We start from the raw sequence: 19,432 nt of genomic DNA, 5'->3' as shown, positions 1-19,432 counted from the left end.
CATCCTATCGTTTTGAGAGAATAGTATTCTCTGAAGTGAAGAACGCAAAGTGTGGAGGGTGCAGGCATGGCGGAACGCCACGTGTTCCAGCAGGCCACGGTGACCCGGATCATCAAGGAGACGGCCGACACCCGCACCTTGGTGATCGCCCCACACGAGCAGCCCTTCTCGTATCGCGCCGGACAGTTCTGCACATTCCGGGTGACGGTCGACGGCGAGGAGCTATATCGGTCGTATTCGATGTCGAGCGCACCGGAGACCGACAGTGAGCTGATGACCACGGTCAAGCGGGTCGCCGGCGGCAGGGTATCCAACTGGATCGTCGACAACGTGGTCGAGGGCGACGAGCTGACCATGACCAGAGCCGCGGGAACCTTCGTCTTGAGTCCAACCTCCGTGCCGCTGCTGGCCTTTGCCGGCGGCAGCGGCATCACGCCGATCCTGTCGCTGACCAAGAGCGCGTTAGCGACCACGGACCGCGCGGTGCGGATGCTGTGCGCCGACCGCGACCGGGCGGCGGTGGTCTTCGAGGCGGCCATCGACGAACTCGTCGAGCGTTATCCCGGCCGGCTGTCGGTGGACCGCCATATCGATGCCGAGCACGGGCTGTTGAACCCGGATGCGGTCACGAAGTTCGTCGGCAGCGATACCGATGCCGAATGCTATCTGTGCGGCCCAGAAGGCTTCATGGCCGTGGTGCGCTCCGCGCTGCCGGATGCGGCGCGAGTCCTGGTCGAGGACTTCGACGCATCACCACCGGTCAAATCGCCTGCATCCGAAGTGGCCGCCGACGACGGCGAGGCGGGGGGCACGGTGACGATCCACCTCGAGCGCAAGAAGGTGTCGGTGCCGCAGGTCCCCGGCGAGACTCTGTTGGAGAGCGCGCGACGCGCCGGGCTGTCGCCGCCATTCAGTTGTGAGGCCGGCAACTGCGGGACGTGCATGGCCAGGCTCACCGAGGGCAAGGCCACCATGCGCAACAATGACGTGCTCGAAGACGACGAGCTCGCCGACGGCTATATTCTGACGTGTCAGGCGGTACCCGACACATCCTCGGTGATGGTGGTTTACGAGTAGCCCTGCACTGCAACGGCTTAGGCATAGCCCTGGCCGGAAAGGAGCACGACTCATGACCGACCTTTCAGCCTTCGCTGATCTCGCCGCCGCCGATCAGGGGCTTATAGTGTTCACCACCTTGCGCCGCGACGGCAGTGCCCAGGCGTCGGTGGTCAATGCCGGGGTCATGCCACACCCGCTGACGAGTGCGCCGGTGGTCGCACTGGTGGCCATCGGGGGCGCGCGCAAGCTGGCCAACCTGCGCGCCGACCCGCGAACCACGGTCGTAGCCCGCGCCGGTTGGCAGTGGGCCACGGTCGAAGGTTCGGCCCAGCTGATCGGTCCTGATGACCCCCACCCGGAGGTGGACGAGGAGCGGCTCCGCGTCCTGCTCCGCGAAATATTCACGGCGGCAGGCGGAACCCACGACGACTGGGACACCTATGATCGGGTGATGCGAGAGCAACGTCGCACCGCTGTGTTGATCTCACCCACGCGCGTTTACGCCAACCCGGCGTCAAATTAGCCGAGTTCGGCCAGCGCCGGTGCGAGTTGTTCGAGTTGGTCGATGCCCGCGCTGAATTCGCGGCCGATCGGCATCAGCAGCGTCACGTGGTCCGCGCCGGCGAGCAGGTGCTCGCGCACCTTGACCGCGACAGCCGTCGAATCACCGTGCGCGACAACCGCATCCACCAGCCGATCGCTCACCTCGGCGATCTCCTGGGCGGAGTAGCCCAGCCCCGCTATCCTGGCCGCGTATGACGGCGCGGCGAGCCGGCCCGACACCGATTCCCGCGCAGCGGCTTTCGCCCGGTCAGCGTCGGCGTCCGGGATCACCGACAGTCCGACGACCAAGAGCTTGTCGGGTCCAAGCGCCTCGCGGGCGTGAGCGGTGAACGTCGCGGGCAGCCCGGCCGGCATTGCGCCATCGGCAATCTCGCCAGCCAGCGCAAGCATTTTCGGCCCGTTGGCGGCAATGATCCGCGGATACGCCGCGTCAGGTGCTTGCGGCCAGGTGGGGCTGTCCATCCGGTCCAGGTAGTCGCGCATCGTGGCCAGCGGGCTGCCGAATTTCTGTCCGACGCTGGCCGCCTGCTCGGGATACCCGACGCCCAGACCTACAGCGAGCCTGCCGGGGTACGCCTCGGCGAGTTGGGCAGCCGCGGCGCGCATGGTCTGCGCAGGCCGGGCCCAGATATTGCCGATAAAGGTGCCGAACACCGTCCGCTCGGCCGCGGCAAGCAGCACGCCGAGTTGCACAAAGGCGTCCTTGCCGATGACCTCATTCGTCCAAATCGCTGATAGCCAGCGTCTTCCAGCCGCCGCACGGCCGCACGCTGCAGATCGGCCTGCGGGGTGCTGGTGAACGAGACCGGCAGGCAAACGCCCACCGGCCCCAGCGATTGGCGAGCCATCACTGTTGGAAGTAGTGGCCCGCGTCGAGATCCTCGATGAGGCCTGGACCGTCGGGATGCCAGTCGAGCACTTTCTGCGTCAGGGCGCTTGATGTCGGATTGTCCAGAGATCCGAAGACCGAAAGGAATCCGAAGTGCTCATAGGCTTCTTCGGCGGAGATGCTCGCCACCGGCAGGTCCAGGTGACGGCCGATGAGAGCCGCGATCTCACGGAACGGCACGCCTTCGTCGGCGACACCGTGCAACCTGGTCCCCGTGGGAGCCGCCTCGACCGCAAGCCGGTACAGGCGCGCTGCATCGAGCGTGTGGACGGCGGGCCAGCGGTTGGACCCGTCGCCGACGTAGGCGGCGACGCCTTTCTCGCGGGCGATGTCGATCAGGCGGTGGGCGAAGCCGTGGTGATCGAGTGTGCTGTGCACCAGCGGCGACAGCCGGACGACGGACGATCGCACGCCGCGTTCGGCCATCGCGATGGTCGCATTCTCCGAGTCGATCCGCGGACCGCCCTCGGCGACATCGTTTTCCGTCGCGGTCCGTCCTTGCGCGACTCCCGCCAGCAATAGGGTGCCGGAGGTGTTTACCAGCGGTCGGTCGGAACCGGCGAGCACTTCGCCCATTGCGTTGACGACACGCAGGTCAGTCTCGGCGGCACCCAGGAAGTCGTTGTCGAAGTCGTCTCGATAGGCGAGGTGAATGACGCCGTCGGCTAACGCGGCGGCCGCCCGGAGGCCGTCGAGATCGCCGAGGTCCCCCGGTGCACCTCAACGCCCTTGGCCGTCAGCGCCGCGGCGGAGGTGTCCGAACGGGCCAGGCCGGTGACGCGGTGCCCGGCCTCGAGGAGTTCGTCGACGACGGCCGAACCGATGTGTCCGCTCGCGCCGGTAACAAAAACGTGCATGGGTTTCAGGTCCCTTCTGATTGGCGTCCGATGCCATCAAGTCAACGAGCGCCTTGGCCGCGCGTCCAAGATCTATTCCATATGATGCGATGCAGTTTAGGCATCACCGCAGTTCATTAAGGCCATACAAAGATCTGAGGCTTATCGGACCGCTACAATTTGCGCATGACCGACTCGACATCGCCGGTGGTGGACCTCGACCTGCGACTAGTCGGGTACTTCGTTGTGGTGGCCGAGCACCGACACTTCGGCCGCGCGGCAAGCGCGTTGCGCGTTGCGCAGCCGTCGCTGAGTCGGCAGATTCGCCGCCTGGAACACCAGCTCGGCGTCCGCCTTTTCGACCGCACACCGCAAGGCACCCGGCTGACCGAGGCGGGTGAGGTGTTCCTGCCGCGGGCCAAGGCCCTGTTGCGTTCGGCGGCCCAAGCCGCGGCGCAGGCCCGGGCCGCGGCCCAGCCCAGCCGCGTCATCATCGGCTACACGACGGGCATGATCGTCACCCCGGCGGTGCGCGAGTTGCGCCGCGAACGCCCGGACGCCGACGTGCAAGTCTCGCACCTGGACTGGGACCAGGCGCGCGATGCGCTCCTCGACCATCGAGTGGACGCGGTGGTGACCCGCCTGCCGTTCCCGACCGACCAGCTGCACGTGACGGTCCTCTACGACGAGCCCCGGGTGCTGGCGGTGCCCATCGATCACCGCCTCGCGGGCAGGGAATCCGTCACCCTCGACGAAATCGCCGACGAGCCCATGCCGCGGGTGCGGCACTCCGATCCGGCCTGGAGTGCCTTCTGGCGCATCGATCCTCGTCCCGACGGACGCAGGGCACCCGACGGTCCGTTCATCGACGCGCTCGAGGACAAGTTCGAACTCATCGCTTCCGGCCAGGCGGTGGCCATCACAGCCGGCTTCCACGGCAACAGCGTGCGCCCCGACATCACCACGGTCCCTTTGGAAGGCGTCGAGCCCAGCCACGTCGTCTTAGCGACCCGCGCCGGGGATCGCAGCCGATTGGTGGCGGCGTTCCGCAAACTCGCCGAAGCCCACCTCACCGGCCCCGGTCAGGCGTCAGTCAGCTTCGGCGGCGGGCGGTAGTCCGGCTGGTAGCCGGCGACCCGGATGGGGTTGCCCACCAGGCGGAAATCACCCGCGGTGACCACGATTTCCGGTGTGGCCTGCAACGCTTCGGGCAGAGTGCGCACCGCTGCCGCAGGCACCCCCAGCGGACGCAGGCGGGCTTCCCAACTAGCGGCGGTGTCGGTCGCGAGCGCGGCCGTGACGACGGTCAGCACCTCTTCACGCCGCGACACCCGTTCGGCCATCGTCTCGAACCCGGTGATGTTCGCTTCATTGGCAAAGGATTTCCAGAAGCCGTCATGGGTGATGAACAACGCCAGGTAGCCGGACGCCGTCGAGAACATTTGCGCCGGAACGTAATACGAGTGAGCGCCGAACGGTCGGCGCTGGGGCTCGATGCCGCTGTTGAGGTAAGCGGATGCGTGGTAGTTCAACTGGGACAGCATCACGTCACGCAGCGACACATCGACTTGACCGCCCCGCCCCGAGGTGATTTGGGCCAGCAGCCCGAGCGCCGCCGCCAATCCGGTGGAGTTGTCTGCCGACGAATAGCCGGGCAGCGTCGGCGGCCCGTCCGGCTCGCCGGTGAGCGCGGCTATCCCGGTGGCGGCCTGGATGACGTAGTCGAAGGCCGGGTCATCGCCGTTGTCCAACCCGAAACCGGTGATCGCGACGCATACGATGCGCTCGTTCCACCGTCGCAGCGACTGGTAGGTCAGCCCCAGCCGGTTGATCGCCGACGGCTTCAAATTCACCAGCAGCGCATGGGATTCCGCGACAAGCTTCCCCAGCTCTCGTTGACCCTCGCCCGAGTTCAGGTCCAGGCAGACGCTGTCCTTGTTGCGGTTGAGGCTGGCGAAGTAGCTGTCGGAGACCCGCCGCGAGATCTCGCCGCCGGGCGGCTCGATCTTGGTGACCTGCGCGCCGAGGTCGGCTAGCAGCATGGTGGCGTATGGCCCGGCCAGCATGGTGCCGACCTCGAGGATCTTGATCCCCGCCAGCGGGCCCCTCATCGCACTTCGGCGCCGAGTGCCGCGATGACTTCTCGGGTACGGCGTTTCGACGCGACCAGCTCATCGCGGTTGTCGCCGATCGGCAGCAGCCGCACCGACAGGTCGGTGACTCCGGCGTCGGCGAACCGGCGCATCCGCGCCAGGATGGCCTCCTCGTCGCCGGCCGCGCAGATGTCGCCGACATCCCGCGCGTCGCCGTACTCCAGCAGCCGCTGATAGTTAGGCGAGACCTCGGCTTCGCCCAGGATCCGGTTGGCGCGCTCGCGGGCCGCGTCGACTTCGCTTGTTGCGCAAAGGCAAACGGGTATTCCCGCGACAATGCGTGGCGCCGGACGGCCGGCGTTGTCGGCGGCCTTGGTGATCCGTGGCACCACATGCTCGGCGACGGAACGCTCGTCGGCCATCCACAGCACGGTTCCGTCGGAACGCTCCCCCGCCAGCGACAGCATCACCGGACCCAGTGCGGCGACGAACACCGGCAGCGGTGCCACCGTGCTGAGATCCAGCGGATTGTGCACGGTGAAAGTCTCGTTCTCGACGTCGACCGGCCCCGGGCCGTGGAACGCCGCGTGCAGCACTTCGAGATAGTCGCGGGTGTGGGCGGCAGGCCGCTCGTAGGGCAATCCGAGCATGTCGCGGATGATCCAGTGATGCGATGGCCCCACCCCGAGCGCCAACCTGCCTCCGGCGGCGGCATGCACGGACAACGCCTGCCGCGCCAACGCGATCGGGTGTTGTGCCTGCAACGGCACCACCGCGGTGCCCAGCTCGATGCGGCTGGTGCGGGTCGCCATCAGCGCGACCGCCGTCAGCGCGTCGAAGTCGTTGGGAACCTGCGGAATCCAGGCGGTGTCCATCCCTGCCGCCTCGGCCCACTCGATATCGGCGAGCAGTTTGCTGACCTTGTGCGCAGAATCGCCACGCTCGGCGCCGATCATTACTCCGAGGCGCACGGTTCCTCCATCGTCGGTTCGGGACTGCCAGTGAGAGTGCGGATCTCGCGCACCAGGACATCCAGCGGCGTCCCGGTCGGGAACACCGCCGCCGCACCGGCAGTCAGCAGCTTGGGCACATCAGCCTCGGGTATCGTCCCGCCGACCACGACGGCGATGTCGGCGGCGTCGGCCGCGCGCAACGCCGCGATGGTGCGGGTGGTCAACGCGACATGCGCACCGGAGAGAATGCTCAGCCCAACGACCGCCACATCTTCTTGTACGGCGATTGACGCGATGTCCTCGATGCGCTGCCGGATGCCGGTGTAGATCACCTCGAATCCCGCGTCGCGCAGGGTGCGGGCGACGATCTTGGCGCCGCGGTCATGTCCATCGAGGCCGGGCTTGGCAACCAGGATCCGCACCGCCATCTAGAACACCACCGGCTGCTGGAATTCGCCCCAGACCGCTTTGAGCGTCGCGACCATCTCACCGACCGTGCAGTAGGCGTTTGCGCAGTCGATCAGCTTATGCATCAGATTGTCGGTTCCTTCGGCTGCACCCGACAGCGCAGCGAGGGTGGATTCTACTGCGGCAGCATCTCTTTCGGCCTTCACCTTGGAGAGCCGTTTGAGTTGGAGATCGCGTCCCTCGGCGTCCAGCTCGTAGGTGACGACGTCCGGCGCCGGCTCCTCGGAGACGAACCGGTTGACCCCGACGACCGGCCGCGTGCCGGCCTCGATGTCCTGGTGGATCCGATAGGCTTCGTCGGCGATCAGGCCCTGTAGATAGCCGTCTTCGATGGCGCGGACCATTCCACCGTGCTGCTGGAGGTCATGCATGATCTCGATGATGCGGGCCTCGGTGGCGTCGGTGAGGGCCTCGACGAAGTAAGAGCCGCCGAGTGGATCCGCGACGCGCGCGACGCCGGTTTCGTGGGCCAGGATCTGTTGGGTGCGTAGCGCCAGGGTGGTGGACTCCTCGGTGGGTAGCGCGAACGGCTCGTCCCAGGCCGCAGTGAACATCGACTGCACGCCACCCAGCACTGCGGCCATCGCCTCGTAGGCCACTCGCACCAGGTTGTTCTGCGCCTGCGGCGCATACAGCGACGCGCCACCGCAGACGCAGCCAAAGCGGAACATCGACGCCTTGTCGGTGGTGGCGCCGTAGCGTTCCCGCACGATCGTCGCCCAACGTCGGCGTCCGGCACGATATTTGGCGATCTCCTCGAAAAAATCGCCATGTGTGTAGAAGAAAAAGGAAATCTGCGGTGCGAATTGGTCAATGGTCATCCGGCCGCGTTCCACCACGGTGTCGCAATAGGTAACGCCGTCGGCCAAGGTGAACGCCATCTCTTGCACCGCATTGGCCCCGGCGTCACGGAAGTGCGCCCCGGCCACCGAGATCGCGTTGAATTTGGGAACTTCGGCCGCGCAGAACTCGATGGTGTCGGCGATCAGCCGCAGCGACGGCTCCGGCGGCCATATCCAGGTTCCGCGTGAGGCATATTCCTTGAGGATGTCGTTCTGGATGGTGCCGGTGAGCTTGGCGCGGGGCACCCCTTTGCGCTCGGCGGCCGCGACGTAGAACGCCAGCAGGATCGCAGCGGTCCCGTTGATGGTGAAGCTGGTGCTGATCTTCTCCAGCGGAATGCCGTCGAACAGGATCTCCGCGTCGGCGAGGGTGTCGATCGCGACTCCTACCCGGCCGACCTCCTCACCGAACTCGGGATCGTCGGAGTCGTATCCACACTGGGTGGGCAGGTCGAGCGCCACCGACAACCCGGTTCCACCCTGTTCCAGCAGGTAGCGGTAACGCCGGTTGGACTCCTCGACGGTGCCGAACCCCGAGTACTGCCGAAACGTCCACAGCTTGCCGCGGTAGCCGCTGGCGAAGTTGCCCCGGGTGAATGGATAGGTGCCCGGTGGCGGCGGCTCGTTACCACGGTCCCCCGGCCCGTACACAGGCTCCAGCGGGATGCCGGATGAGGTTTCTGTGTGGTTATCCATCGATGGATAACGTACTTGCAAAAAAAGAGAATGCCAATACCATGCGCCTGACCAGCGCAAAGTGAGACTGCACCGGTTGACGACGAGACGGTGCTCACGTTCGCCGATGCCTTCGAACGGCTCAGCGGAGGCTTTAGCTATGCCCGACAGAGAATCTCGCCATGCGGGATCGCCAGCCAGCCGTTCGGCGCAGCGGCCCAATCCCGCCATGCCGACGAGATCTCGTTGAGCTCCGCGGTCGTGGCCATCCCCGAGTCCACCAGCTGACGGGCCAGGGCCGACTCGACGATCCGGTCCGCCCACATCCGGCCCCACCAGTCGCGGGTCTCCGGCGTCGCAAAACACCACATGCTGCCCGTCGGCGTGATGTCGTCGAACCCCGCTTCTTGCGCCCAGGACAACAAACGACGACCGGCCTCGGGCTCACCGCCATTCGCGCGGGCCGCTTCGTCGTAAAGCTCCCGCCAACGCTCCACTGGCGGAAGTAGCGGAAACCAGATGAATCCGGCGTAGTCGGCGTCGCGGACCGCGACGATTCCGTCCGGCACACACACCCGCCGCAGCTCCCGCAGCGCCTGCACCGGATCGGCTACGTGTTGCAGTACCTGATGCGCGTGCACGACGTCGAAGGTGTTGTCCGGGAAGTCGAGAGCGTGCACGTCGGATGTCACGAACGAGATGTTTGACTGGTTGCGTGCCCGCGCCTCAGCGCGAGCCAAATCCAAAGCCGCATCGGTGAGTTCGACGGCGGTGACCCGGCCGGGCACGACGAGGGCGGCAAGGTCGACGGTGATGGTCCCGGGTCCGCAGCCCACGTCGAGCACCGACATCCCGGACCGCAGGTGCGGCAGCAGGTAGCCGGCAGAGTCCTTCGCGGTGCGCCTGCGGTGCGCGCGCAGCACCGACTCGTGATGCCCGTGGGTGTAGACGGCCTGAGGTTTGGTGTTCATCCTGCGGCTCCTTGTGATCGGACCATGCCCGAACCAAAGGCTACCGCCGGGTGTCTCATAATCCGAAACAGTTATCTCATATATTGAGATACGTCACGCCGGCTCAGTCGACCGGAACGTTGAGGATCGGGCGCCCGACCCCGGCCCCGGGGCCGTCGAAATGCCACCACTCCCCGGAGTACACCGACAATCCGCCGGCACTCATCGCATTGCGTAGCCGCGCCCGGTTTGCCTGCTCGTCGGCGCTGACGCCGTCAGTGGCGAAGGCAGTAGCGCGGGGCGAAAAGTCGTCGAAATCGGTTCCCATATCGGCGAGGCATAGGCCGGCCAACTGGCGCGGGGGCGGGCATTGCTGTTGTGCGCTTGCGATCGTCACGTCAACCGAACGTCCCGCCTCATGGCTGCGCGCATAGGGACCAGGCTTGGCCACCCAGGCGGGATTCGGCACAACGTTGAACATCTTGGCCTGCACATCGTGCGGTCGATAGCAGTCCCAGAAAACCAGTACCTCGCCATGCGAAGCCAATGCCTTTGCCCCAGCGGCAAGCCCGGGAGCCATGGATTCGTGCACCAGGCAGCGGGCATCGGCCGGATACAACGTCATGCCGGTGAAATTGTTCGGCGTCGCGTAGCGCAGATCGATGAGCGCGCTGGGAACGACGGAACGCACATCGACAAATCCCGCCGAGCGTGCCTCGGGGCTCAGCGGCGGCACGTCGGCATTGGCGCGGGCAGCCCAGCTGGGGGCGGACACCGCGACGAGCAGCGCGGCAAAGAACCTCGCTACGGGCATGCGTCCAAGTCTGCCCTTCCGCGGCCGCTGACTTCAGCTCCAGTCGATAGCCGCGGCGCGCTGCGGGACGTCCTCCACTCTGGCCGCGACTTGGGCGGAAACCGCATGTTGATCGTGTTCCATTGTCCTGGCCAAAGATTCGGCTTCCGCGACAATATGCTTGAGTAGGTCCCGGTGGTCTTCGATCATCGCGATGGTCGCGTTTCTGATGGCCACCACCGCAGCACCTCGAGCCTCCGACGGTGAGAAACTCCCGGAGAGCAGCGGGGGCAGCGTCTGGCGTTCGAAGTCCGTCATGTCGCGGGACAGGTGCACGTTGAAGGTCGCTCGAAAAGGATCCCGATCGTCGAGCTCAACGCTGGATATTTTGAGTGGGTCCATGGGCCGTTCCTTTGGTCGGCGAGGGCGATCTTCGCCCGCGTCACGCCGAATTACATGTTTGTAGTTTACCTGCGTTCACGGACCGCTGCGGAAGCCGCGGCAACGGACCGGCGTCGAGCGCAGAGCCGGTAGACTGTCGCCGTCAGTTCCGCAAGAGCATCGGCTTGGAGGAATGGCCTCGAGACTCACGCCGAGCTACGGAGGAACATGAAGCGCCGTGTATTGAAGGCCAGGCCCGCGACCGCTTTCGGGATCGCCGTTGCGGCGACGATCTTGGCCGCACCTCTTGCCCACGCGCAAACCGATGTTCAGACCAACTGCGCGAATTCCGGCGGCCAATATACGTCGGAGGAGGTATCACCTCACTTCGGTTCGGCCCCCACCCTGATCGAGACCTGTTGCATCTCCACCGGGCCATCGCAGAAGTGCACTACCTACCGCGATGGCGTGCAAGGCCCTACCTACGGCGGGAATTAGGCCAGATCCCGATACGTTCGCTGCCGCCGTAGCCGGTGGTGCCGTTGCCACGGTTGCCGATGCGTTAAGCCATGCGTACCGCGCCGGTGTCTCCGTCGACCTCGATTAGGTCGCCGGTGCGCAGAACGGCGGTACCGCGTTTCGTGTTGATCACACAGGGGATGCCCAACTCGCGGGCGACGATCGCCCCGTGGCTGAGCGGGCCGCCGATGTCGATCACCACAGCGGCGGCGATCGACAAGATCGGCGACCAGCTCGGATCGGTGACGTGGCACACGAGGATCTCCCCTGGCTGGAAGAGCTCGAGCTCGTCGGCGTTGGCGGTGAGTAGGACGCGGCAGGTTCCCGTGATCTTGCCACCTCTGACGCCGAGGCCGGAGACCTCGGTCGCGGTCTCCGTTGATCGCTTCAGGGGAGTGGCGCGGGGCGTGTTCCGTCTGGGATCAACGGGCTTGTTATATGTGCCAAAAGTGTCCGCGGCGGCGCCGAAGACGGTGTTGATGCGGAGCTGTCGGCTGCGGATGCCCTAGGTGTAACTCCCAGACAGGTTGTGAACGGCGTGGCTAGCGGAATGTAGATGAGGACCTCCGGTATCGGTGTGGTTACCACACGCACATTCGATTGCCGAGAGGTCCTCATGTCCCACGCTAATGCTTTATTGACCCCCAAGGGCCGGTTGCGGCTGGCCCGCTGTGTTGTTGAGGACGGCTGGCCGCTACGCCGGGCTGGTGAACGGTTCCAATGCTCGCCGACCACAGCCAAGAAGTGGGCCGACCGGTACCGTGCTGGCGGCGCGGCGGCCATGGTAGACCGGTGCAGTCGTCCGCATCACAGCCCGCGCCGGCTCGATAAGCGTCGGGAGCGCCGAATCATCAACGTGCGCTTCACACGCCGGTGGGGACCGCACCGTATCGCTGCCTACCTGCGGCTGGCCCGGTCCACCGTGGAGGCGGTACTGCGCCGCTACCGCATGCCCTTGCTGCGCGATCTGGACCAAGCCAGTGGCTTGCCGGTACGCCGGCCCCGGCCGCACCGCTACGAACATCCCGCCCCTGGGGATTTGGTCCATGTCGACATAAAGAAGCTTGGGCGCATCCCCGAGGGCGGCGGACACCGCATTGTGGGCCGCCAAGTCGGTCGCCGTCACAGCGGCCAGCGTGGGCGCGGGTACGGATTCATGCACCATGCCCTCGACGATCACAGCCGACTGGCATATTCGGAGATCCTCGCCGATGAGCGTCGAGAGACCGCAGCGCAGTTCTGGGCCCGTGCCAACCAGTTCTTCAATGAACACGGATTCACCGTCAAACGGGTGCTGACTGATAATGGATCCTGTTATCGGTCAAAGCTTTTCGCCGAAGCACTCGGGCCCAACATCAGCCACAAGAAGACCCGACCTTATCGACCTCAGACTAATGGGAAAGTCTGTGAAGACTTATCGACGACGCTGCACCGGTTCGGCCTGACCCCGGCCAAGGTGTGACCACGGTGTCCTTCGTTCGATTTGTCGGTCGACGCCGGTGCAGCGTCGCGGCGCGCACCGGCCAGACGGATCTGACCTGATAGGAGCTTGGACTAGAAGCCCCGTCACAGACTTGTCGCTCCGCCCGACCGGTTCGCCCACCCCGTCAGATCAGTCCTAACGGAGGAGCGGATTCCATCATGACAACAGAGGACAACGATGTCATTGGCGGCGTCGACACCCACAAACACACCCACTATGCCGCGGTCATCGACAAGCTCGGCCGACTCCATGGTCATCAGCAGTTTTCCGCCACCGACAGCGGCTACGCGGCGTTGCTTTCGTGGATGCGTACGTTTGGACCGCTGCGGGCGATCGGCGTGGAGAGCACCGGCTCTTTTGGCGCCACCAGTGAGCATCGAGAGGTTCCACCGCACGATGGCCACTGAATGGGCCTACGCCCAGGCCTACCTATCTGAGGCAGACCGTGCATCGACCTACCAAGCTTGGCTGCATCACTACAATCACCACCGACCCCACACCGGCATCGGCGGAAAAACACCTATTGAGCGCCTACGTGTCCACAACCTGCCCGTGAAGAACACCTAGGGCTGCGGTTCCCGAGCCCCAACTTGGTGTCTTCGGCGGCAGAACTCTAGGGGTGGCCTGGATGTGGCCGGCACGGAGGTGCTCGAACAACCCCGAGCGAGCCAGGATCAGGGCGCTGACGACCAGCACCCACACCGGGAAGGCCAACGTCACCCACATGCTCAGGTCGCTGACGATCAGGATCGAAAGCGCCGCAAAGTAACTCAGTGCCACCAGCCAGCGCGGCATCAAGCCGGTCCGCAGCCAGATGCGGCCCCAGGGGCGCTTGGTCGAGGGGCGGCCTGTTGGTCCGGTTGCGCGAAACGGAATGCGCGCGGCGTTTTTCGGCGTGTTGGCGCGGAGGTTTACGTGTCGCAGTCAGGGCTGGCCGGGCAGCAGCTGCACCATCAGCCCGTGCGTCACCAACGACATGGGCGGCAAGACCGCTATTGCCGACTTTAACGACGTTGCGCTCAACGGGCGGCGGGTGAGCCTACGCAAGCTGCTGGAGATGGCTTCCGACACAACGGTTTCCGAGACCGTGCGGCTGGCCGCGATCCGCGAGGCGCTGGACCGGGCCGAGCTGGCCGCACAAACATGTGCGCCGAGTTCCATGGCGGGCCAGTCCGGTGGGTAACCCGCCGGCGTCAGGTTTTCGAGCACTGCGGGACGGGGGCCGATTCAATCCTTGGCGTACCAATACATCCGGTACGAGAGTTTTGCGCGTTCAAGGTCACGATAGGCCTGCGAGCCTTGCACACCGCTGAATTCGCGGCCGAAGCGACGCAGGAACGCGGGCACATGGCGATCGACCAGGTCCAGTGACCGCTGCGTATTTTTCTCCATCCCACGCAGGACCTCGGCATTGACGACCCTGTCCGAAAGCAGCCGCATCGGTGCGTCGGCGAGCGCCGCCTCCCATTCGGCAGCAAACTCGCGCCGACGGAGATCCGTGTACAGGAAATGCCCGCCCGGGCGCAGCACGCGCGCCACTTCGGCGAGGAAACGCGGAAACCGCGGGTAGCAGTGTGAGGCTTCGACATTGATCACCGCGTCGAAGGATTGGTCGGTGAAGGGCAGGTTCTCGGCGTCGCCCTGCACGAAATCCAGGCCGGGCAGATTGTGCCGTTCTCGGCAAAACGCGACGCCGGCGGGGTTGAAGTCCAGCCCGGTATAGGAGGCCGGGCGCAAGGTGCGCACGAGGTAGGAAGCTCCGCCGCCGTGGCCGCAACTGACCTCCAGCACTTGTTTGCCCTTGAGCTCGGCCTGCGTCGCCGTGCGGTGGTAGAGCTGGATGTAGAACCGGTTGCGCTCGTCGGACGCCGCCAGCGGCAGAGCCATCGGCGGATCCTCCTCATAGCCCCAGTTGAGAAACACGACATCGTCCGCGTAGAGCCAGCGGGTTATCAAGGGATACCAGTACTTCAGGAAGAACGGGACGGACCCCACGCGGTAGACGAGACCCAAGCCGATTTGCTCAACCGCTTCGGACCGAGAACGAATGGAGGCCATGCCGGGGAAGTATGACAGGTTCAAGTTCCCCTCACGGGTCTTCGGGGATTTGTGCTGCGCCCGGCCAGGCTCTGGCGCTGACCTTCGACCGCGTCGCATCACCGGCTGAACTGAGTCACGATGCCGTTGCTACGGCGTCATCGGCCGCCAGCGTGTCCGACAGGTGTCGGCCCAGTGCGCGCGGTGTGTTGTGGGTGGCGATGGCCTTCGGGGTGATGCGTATTCCGGTCTCGGTCTCGATTCGAGTGCGTAGCTCGAGGTTGGCCAGCGAGTCCAGACCGTGGTCGGTGAACGGGCGGTCGGGGTCCACCGCGCGGCGCAGGATGAGGCTGGCCTGCTCGGTTACCAGACGTCCAAGCCGGGTGGGCCACTCGTCCGGCGAAAGAGTCAACAAGTCGGCTCGCAGCGTGGCGATGTCCGCCGGGTGTTGCCCATCCGCGTGTCGGAATGCTTCCGCGAACGGGCTGCGGTTCACGAGCGCCAGCCACAGGGGTTCCCGTTGCCGGAAAATAGCCGGTGTAGCTGCGGTTGTGACGCAACAGTTGTTCGAACGCGTACGCGCCGTCGTCGGGGGTGATCATCATGGTCCGGCCGCCTCCTGCAAGGAAGGTGGCGCGCCCGATCTCGCCCCACGCTCCCCATGCGATCGCGCTGGCTGCCAGGCCCTGGCTGCGCGCCAGTGGGTGAAGGCGTCCAGCCAGCTGTTGGCCGCGGCGTAAGCGCCCTGGCCGGGCGAACCGAGCAGGGCGGCTGCCGAGGAGAACGAGCAGAACCAGTCGAGAGGCTTTGTGGCGGTTGCGTTGTGCAGGTGCCGCGCACCCTAGACCTTGGGCGCCCAGTCTCGGTCGATGAGCTCGTCGGTGATGTTGGCCAGCGTGGCATCTTCGACTACCGCTGCGGCGTGCAGCACCCGCGCACCGGCAGCCCCGTTGCGGTTGCCGCGGCCACAACGCGGGCCGCGGTGTCAGCCTCGGCGATGTTGCCGCACTCCACCACGACCTCGGCCCCGGTCGAACGGATGCGCTCGATGGCCGTCATGGCCTCGGGAGCGGGTTTGGAGCGCGCGGTGAGCACGATGCGGCCACAGCCCGCCGCGGCCATCCCGGCGGCCAGGAATAATCCGATACCGCCAAGGCCACCGGTGATGATGTACGCGCCGTCGCGGCGGAAGACCCGGGCCCGCTGCCGCGGCACCGGCACGCTGCTGTGCCCGGCGCGGGGAACGTTGAGCACGAGTTTGCCGGTGTGCTCGGCCCCGGCTATCACCCGAATCGCGGTGGGCGCATCGTGAAGCGGGTAATGAGTGATCTCCGCTGGCGGCAACTCCCCGTCTGCAACGAGCCGCTACACAGTGCCGATCAGATCATGGAACTGCTCGGGGTGGCTGTCGCTCCACAGCGCGATGTCGAAATAGAAAAACGTGAGGTTGTGACGGAACGGATAGAGCTCGAGCCGGGTGTTGGCGTAGACGTCACGTTTGCCGATCTCCACGAATCGGCCGCCGAACCACAGCAGGTCCAGCCCGGCGCGCTGCGCGGCGCCGATCAGCGAATTCAGCGCGACGTCGACGCCATACCCGTCGGTGTCGCGCCGAATCGCATCGGCGAATTCGGTTGTCCGCGAGTCATATACGTGCTCGACGCCCATGTTGTGCAGCAGCGCACGTCGCTGCGGGCTGCCGGCCGTGGCGAAGATCTCCGCTCCCGCCAGCCGCGCGATCGCAATCGCCGCCTGCCCCACGCCGCCGGTTGCCGAGTGGATCAACACCTTCTCACCGGACTCGATCCTGGCCCGGTCGTGCAGCCCATGCCAGGCTGTGCCGTATGCCCTCGCCGCCGCGGCGGCCTCGCCGGCCGCCAGGCCGGGCGGCAGGGTGACGGCAAGCCGAGCGTCGCAGGTGACGAACGTGCCCCAGCAGCCGTTGGCAAGGCCCGAGAAGCCGGCGACCTGATCACCCACCCGGGGATCGGTGACATCGGGCCCGACCGCGGTGACCACGCCGGTGAAATCTATGCCCAGCTCCGCCCGGCGCCCGTCGATGCTGGGTACCGTCCCAGGGCGGCGAGGACATCGGCGAAGTTGACGCTTGAGGCGGCAATCTTGACCTCAATCTGTCCCGGCCCCGGCGGCCTGCGATCGAACGGGACGAGCTCGACGGTTTCCAGGTCGCCCGGATTGCGGGCTTCCAGGCGCATGCCGTCACGTTGGTTGTCCACGGTGGTGGTGCGCCGCTCCCCGGTCCCCAGTGGGCTGTTACGTAGCCGGGCCGCGTACCACTGGCCGCCGCGCCAGGCGGTCTCGTCCTCGTCTGAGCCGCTCAATAGTTCCCGCGCCAGTTGTTCAGCGTCGTTGTCGTCGGCCAGGTCGATCTGGGTCGGCCGCAGTTGTGGGTGTTCGGCGCCGATCACCCGGAGCAGGCCGCGTAGCCCGGACTGATCCAGGTTCGGCTGATCGTCGGGCCGGACTATCTGCGCCCGCCTGGTCACGACATACAGCCGGGGCGGGTCTGACAGGTCCGGTAGCTCCCGGGCGATCCGCACCAGGCGACGTACTTGCTCCCTGCCCCGCAGCAGGCTCCGTTCATCGGGGTCGCCGTACCTGGCGGGGGCAGACACCAGGCCTGGCGGCCACCTGTTGAGCAAAGCCGTGTTTCGTCTCGTGCGGGTCATGGTTTGATTGATGAAGAAGTACAGCCGGTCGGGCGCTGATGCGTCCGCGTCATGTGACGTTTTGAACTTGGAGGCAGTGATGACCGCCAGCACTGGGGGCGACCGTGAAACCCACACGGCTCCCGAGCATCCGCAGTCCTCTCTGGATACGGGTCCGCTGTCCTCACTGGATATCTTGCCCAGGGTTGGAATCCGGGAGTTGGCGCGTGACCACGGCCGCTTCTTCCGACCTGGGAGACAACACTCGCCGTTGTGGGGCCTCGGCGACCGCTTCCTGATCGATGTTCATGCGGGTCCGAGGGTGGTCATGACCTCGTGCCCTCAGGACGCAAAGGTGGTCTTCGCCGACCGGGACGGCGCGCTCTCTTTCGGCGAGGTGCTACGGCGCTTCACGCCCCATGAGGCGCTGTTCGGCAGCGACGCGTACATCTTCCGTGAGGGCGAGGCTCACCTGACGGAGCGCCGCAAGATCGCGCCGCCGTTACACGGCAAGGTACTCAGGTCTTACGAGCGCGCGATGGTTGACATCGTGCTCCGTAGGTTGCCCGAATATCCGCTCGGCAAGCCTGTCAGGTTCAGCACGATCGGCGGACAGCTCGCGCTCGACGTGATGATGACGGTGATCTTCGGCGTCTCGAAGCCCGAGCGGATGCGACGCTTGGAGCGCGCGATGCTCGCCTACTGCGGGGTCGCGCAGGGCCCAAGTTTCCTCGGCGTCGGCGTGCTGTCGACGGTGCTCCGCGGCGGCTGGCTGTCCATCCCGCGGTTAGCGCGGACCGCCGCTGCGGTCGACGCGATCGTCCTCGAGGAGATCGCGGAGCGCCGGCGCACGGGATCACGCAGCGACGACTGCCTGACCATCTATCTGGAGCTAAACGAGCAGGAAGCTGAGCCGTACGACGACGCATTCCTGGCGCGCTCGATGCGCGGGCTGATGCTGGCCGGCCACGCGGCCACCTCGGTCACCATCGGTTGGTTTGGCGACCTGCTGGTCCACCACGCCGACGCGCTCGCAGCCCTCGAGCAGAGCCTGGACCGGGGCGAGGAGGATTACCTCGACGCGGTCATCGCTGAGACGTTGCGGTTGCGCCCGGGGTTGCCGTTCACCGGCCGCCGCACGCTAGCGCCCTTCAACCTCAACGGGCTGCTCGTCCCGCGCGGCGCGTTTATCATCATCGCGATCATGGCGCTGCACGAGCGCGCCGACCTTTATCCTGACCCGCTCGCGTTTCGGCCCGAACGATTTCTGGGCTCGCGACCGCAGCCTTACACCTGGGTGCCGTTCGGCGGTGGTGTGCACTACTGTCTTGGCGCGGAGTTCGCGCTGTTCGAGGCGCGCGTGCTGTTGCGGACGCTGTTGCAGCACCGCCGGCTCCGTGCGGTCGACGGTCGCCGCGGCGGTCGCTCCAGCCTCACACACCCATTACCTGTGCCAGCCGGCGGGGCCCCGATTGTGTTGACGGCGCGCGACTGAGCCGGTTCCAGCAGTGTTGACCGCGCGCGCGATTGAGCGGTGAGCCACCGGGGAAAAGTTGCTCAGTTACTGTAATGGAGGTGCCGCCGAGCGCCGCGACACAGGCACTGCGGCCCCGTGGCAAGGGCCGAAATACCCTAGCGATCAATGGAAGTACGAGAAATATTAACAGTTCGTACAACGGCAAACTGCTTCTTTGGGTCACCGGATAGGAGGCCATTAATTAGTAACCAAGTTATGGTCACCGGGCAAACCGTGGTGAACCGGGCTCGCCGGCATTTCTGGGGTGCGAGTCTCTGCTCGCATCCCCGAAGAGTGCATAAACCGAGCGGTGCTCTGACGTTCAAGATAAAGTGACGAGTATTCACAGCTCAAGATCAGGCGACGAGATGCCAGAGGACACGGCGTTCACGGCACGAACTGTGCTAGATCTTGTGCGGCACAGAGCAGAGCGTTATCGAGACAAGCTTGCTTTTGACTATTGTCGCCATTCCCCGGCTGGGGAAGAACATAGTCGGTTGACCTATCACGAACTGGACATAAAGGCTCGGGCAATCGCGTCGACTTTGCAAAGACAGGGCGCTGCGGGCGAACGTGTACTTGTCCTCTGCCCCTCGGGCCTGGATTTTGTCGCCGGCTTTTTCGGGTGTCTCTATGCCGGAGCCATCGCGGTGCCGGTGCACCCGCCGGTCCGCAGCCGCGTAATCGGCCGCGTCGCTTCGATTG

At 65.7% G+C, this 19,432-nt stretch carries 16 protein-coding genes and 6 pseudogenes; 9 read left to right on the top strand and 13 right to left on the bottom strand.

Features of this window, described 5'->3' with window-relative positions; all coding sequences use genetic code 11:
• Positions 1–66: 66 nt before the first annotated feature.
• Both ACLQI9_RS00715 and ACLQI9_RS00710 read left to right on the top strand, forming a co-directional pair.
• Positions 67–1,077 (top strand): 2Fe-2S iron-sulfur cluster-binding protein, encoded by a 1,011-nt coding sequence (locus tag ACLQI9_RS00715; RefSeq protein ID WP_442390750.1) that lies wholly within the window; start codon positions 67–69, stop codon positions 1,075–1,077.
• A gap of 52 nt (positions 1,078–1,129) precedes the next feature.
• Positions 1,130–1,582: a TIGR03618 family F420-dependent PPOX class oxidoreductase gene (locus ACLQI9_RS00710; RefSeq protein ID WP_442390748.1), complete on the top strand. Its 453-nt coding sequence runs from the start codon at positions 1,130–1,132 to the stop codon at positions 1,580–1,582.
• Here ACLQI9_RS00710 and ACLQI9_RS00705 read toward each other — a convergent pair.
• Together ACLQI9_RS00705 and ACLQI9_RS00700 are read right to left on the bottom strand one after the other, a co-directional pair.
• Positions 1,579–2,471, bottom strand: a pseudogene (locus tag ACLQI9_RS00705) (TIGR03620 family F420-dependent LLM class oxidoreductase). The gene ACLQI9_RS00710 and the pseudogene ACLQI9_RS00705 sit on opposite strands and share 4 nt — an antisense overlap.
• Positions 2,471–3,369: pseudogene (locus ACLQI9_RS00700) on the bottom strand (SDR family oxidoreductase). Before ACLQI9_RS00700 ends, ACLQI9_RS00705 begins: the two co-directional pseudogenes overlap by 1 nt.
• Before the next feature lie 165 nt (positions 3,370–3,534).
• On the opposite strand from ACLQI9_RS00700, the gene ACLQI9_RS00695 reads away from it, so the two are divergent.
• A complete protein-coding gene (locus ACLQI9_RS00695; protein WP_442385259.1) occupies positions 3,535–4,464 on the top strand; it encodes a LysR substrate-binding domain-containing protein in 930 nt (309 codons plus the stop codon).
• On the opposite strand, the gene ACLQI9_RS00690 is transcribed toward ACLQI9_RS00695, so the two are convergent.
• The 8 genes from ACLQI9_RS00690 to ACLQI9_RS00655 all read right to left on the bottom strand — a co-directional run bounded on the left by ACLQI9_RS00690 (position 4,431) and on the right by ACLQI9_RS00655 (position 11,353).
• Positions 4,431–5,459 carry a CaiB/BaiF CoA transferase family protein gene (locus tag ACLQI9_RS00690; protein ID WP_442385261.1) on the bottom strand — a complete coding sequence of 343 codons (1,029 nt, stop codon included), beginning with the start codon at positions 5,457–5,459 and terminating at the stop codon, positions 4,431–4,433. The genes ACLQI9_RS00695 and ACLQI9_RS00690 overlap by 34 nt on opposite strands.
• Positions 5,456–6,412 carry an LLM class F420-dependent oxidoreductase gene (locus ACLQI9_RS00685; RefSeq protein ID WP_442385263.1) on the bottom strand — a complete coding sequence of 319 codons (957 nt, stop codon included), beginning with the start codon at positions 6,410–6,412 and terminating at the stop codon, positions 5,456–5,458. Before ACLQI9_RS00685 ends, ACLQI9_RS00690 begins: the two co-directional genes overlap by 4 nt.
• A complete protein-coding gene (locus ACLQI9_RS00680) occupies positions 6,397–6,822 on the bottom strand; it encodes a cobalamin-dependent protein (RefSeq protein WP_442385265.1) in 426 nt (141 codons plus the stop codon). The genes ACLQI9_RS00685 and ACLQI9_RS00680 overlap by 16 nt, the downstream gene beginning before the upstream one ends.
• Positions 6,823–8,400, bottom strand: a complete 1,578-nt coding sequence (locus ACLQI9_RS00675) for a methylmalonyl-CoA mutase family protein (protein WP_442390746.1) — start codon at positions 8,398–8,400, stop codon at positions 6,823–6,825.
• A gap of 137 nt (positions 8,401–8,537) precedes the next feature.
• A complete protein-coding gene (locus tag ACLQI9_RS00670) occupies positions 8,538–9,350 on the bottom strand; it encodes a class I SAM-dependent methyltransferase (protein ID WP_442378679.1) in 813 nt (270 codons plus the stop codon).
• Positions 9,351–9,453: 103 nt separating this feature from the next.
• Positions 9,454–10,143 carry a M15 family metallopeptidase gene (locus ACLQI9_RS00665; protein WP_442378678.1) on the bottom strand — a complete coding sequence of 230 codons (690 nt, stop codon included), beginning with the start codon at positions 10,141–10,143 and terminating at the stop codon, positions 9,454–9,456.
• Between the two features lie 33 nt (positions 10,144–10,176).
• The gene (locus ACLQI9_RS00660) at positions 10,177–10,524 is read right to left on the bottom strand and encodes a hypothetical protein (RefSeq protein WP_442378677.1); all 348 of its coding nucleotides are present in this window, start codon (positions 10,522–10,524) and stop codon (positions 10,177–10,179) included.
• Between the two features lie 541 nt (positions 10,525–11,065).
• Positions 11,066–11,353: a PEP-utilizing enzyme gene (locus ACLQI9_RS00655; RefSeq protein WP_442378682.1), complete on the bottom strand. Its 288-nt coding sequence runs from the start codon at positions 11,351–11,353 to the stop codon at positions 11,066–11,068.
• 285 nt (positions 11,354–11,638) lie between these two features.
• Between ACLQI9_RS00655 and ACLQI9_RS00650 the strand changes: the two are divergent.
• The 3 genes and pseudogenes from ACLQI9_RS00650 to ACLQI9_RS00640 form a co-directional block, all read left to right on the top strand.
• A pseudogene (locus tag ACLQI9_RS00650) lies at positions 11,639–12,427 on the top strand (IS481 family transposase); the annotation flags it as partial.
• Between the two features lie 236 nt (positions 12,428–12,663).
• Positions 12,664–12,912, top strand: coding sequence for an IS110 family transposase (locus ACLQI9_RS00645; RefSeq protein ID WP_442378676.1), 249 nt, complete (start codon positions 12,664–12,666; stop codon positions 12,910–12,912).
• Positions 12,881–13,072 (top strand): annotated as a pseudogene (locus ACLQI9_RS00640) (integrase core domain-containing protein); the annotation flags it as partial. The gene ACLQI9_RS00645 and the pseudogene ACLQI9_RS00640, both read left to right, overlap by 32 nt.
• A 69-nt stretch (positions 13,073–13,141) precedes the next feature.
• Here the strand turns inward: ACLQI9_RS00640 and ACLQI9_RS00635 are convergent.
• Positions 13,142–13,321, bottom strand: a pseudogene (locus ACLQI9_RS00635) (hypothetical protein); the annotation flags it as partial.
• A gap of 160 nt (positions 13,322–13,481) precedes the next feature.
• Here ACLQI9_RS00635 and ACLQI9_RS00630 point away from each other — a divergent pair.
• Positions 13,482–13,688 (top strand): hypothetical protein, encoded by a 207-nt coding sequence (locus tag ACLQI9_RS00630; protein ID WP_442390744.1) that lies wholly within the window; start codon positions 13,482–13,484, stop codon positions 13,686–13,688.
• A gap of 44 nt (positions 13,689–13,732) precedes the next feature.
• Here ACLQI9_RS00630 and ACLQI9_RS00625 read toward each other — a convergent pair whose 3' ends face one another.
• On the bottom strand, positions 13,733–14,563 hold the full coding sequence (locus ACLQI9_RS00625) for a phthiotriol/phenolphthiotriol dimycocerosates methyltransferase (protein ID WP_442378674.1): 831 nt from the start codon (positions 14,561–14,563) through the stop codon (positions 13,733–13,735).
• Positions 14,564–14,678: 115 nt separating this feature from the next.
• A pseudogene (locus ACLQI9_RS00620) lies at positions 14,679–17,157 on the bottom strand (SDR family NAD(P)-dependent oxidoreductase); the annotation flags it as partial.
• A gap of 154 nt (positions 17,158–17,311) precedes the next feature.
• On the opposite strand from ACLQI9_RS00620, the gene ACLQI9_RS00615 reads away from it, so the two are divergent.
• Both ACLQI9_RS00615 and ACLQI9_RS00610 read left to right on the top strand, forming a co-directional pair.
• Entirely contained in the window at positions 17,312–18,706 is a 1,395-nt protein-coding gene (locus ACLQI9_RS00615) for a cytochrome P450 (RefSeq protein WP_442378673.1), read from the top strand.
• A 389-nt stretch (positions 18,707–19,095) separates the two neighbouring features.
• Positions 19,096–19,432: AMP-binding protein (locus ACLQI9_RS00610; RefSeq protein WP_442390742.1), on the top strand; the 337-nt coding region annotated here is incomplete at its 3' end.

The organism is Mycobacterium sp. (assembly GCF_052143115.1).
Lineage (GTDB): Bacteria > Actinomycetota > Actinomycetes > Mycobacteriales > Mycobacteriaceae > Mycobacterium.
This window is presented reverse-complemented; position numbering and strand designations above follow the sequence as displayed.

Bases quoted from the DNA above. Each gene is read 5' to 3' on its own strand.
- ACLQI9_RS00710 (WP_442390748.1), top strand. From the start codon at position 1,130: ATGACCGACCTTTCAGCCTTCGCTGATCTCGCCGCCGCCGATCAGGGG.
- ACLQI9_RS00615 (WP_442378673.1), top strand. From the start codon at position 17,312: ATGACCGCCAGCACTGGGGGCGACCGTGAAACCCACACGGCTCCCGAG.
- ACLQI9_RS00660 (WP_442378677.1), bottom strand. From the start codon at position 10,524: ATGGACCCACTCAAAATATCCAGCGTTGAGCTCGACGATCGGGATCCT.
- ACLQI9_RS00665 (WP_442378678.1), bottom strand. From the start codon at position 10,143: ATGCCCGTAGCGAGGTTCTTTGCCGCGCTGCTCGTCGCGGTGTCCGCC.
- ACLQI9_RS00625 (WP_442378674.1), bottom strand. From the start codon at position 14,563: ATGGCCTCCATTCGTTCTCGGTCCGAAGCGGTTGAGCAAATCGGCTTG.
- ACLQI9_RS00680 (WP_442385265.1), bottom strand. From the start codon at position 6,822: ATGGCGGTGCGGATCCTGGTTGCCAAGCCCGGCCTCGATGGACATGAC.
- ACLQI9_RS00675 (WP_442390746.1), bottom strand. From the start codon at position 8,400: ATGGATAACCACACAGAAACCTCATCCGGCATCCCGCTGGAGCCTGTG.
- ACLQI9_RS00695 (WP_442385259.1), top strand. From the start codon at position 3,535: ATGACCGACTCGACATCGCCGGTGGTGGACCTCGACCTGCGACTAGTC.
- ACLQI9_RS00630 (WP_442390744.1), top strand. From the start codon at position 13,482: ATGGGCGGCAAGACCGCTATTGCCGACTTTAACGACGTTGCGCTCAAC.
- ACLQI9_RS00690 (WP_442385261.1), bottom strand. From the start codon at position 5,459: ATGAGGGGCCCGCTGGCGGGGATCAAGATCCTCGAGGTCGGCACCATG.
- ACLQI9_RS00715 (WP_442390750.1), top strand. From the start codon at position 67: ATGGCGGAACGCCACGTGTTCCAGCAGGCCACGGTGACCCGGATCATC.
- ACLQI9_RS00645 (WP_442378676.1), top strand. From the start codon at position 12,664: ATGACAACAGAGGACAACGATGTCATTGGCGGCGTCGACACCCACAAA.
- ACLQI9_RS00670 (WP_442378679.1), bottom strand. From the start codon at position 9,350: ATGAACACCAAACCTCAGGCCGTCTACACCCACGGGCATCACGAGTCG.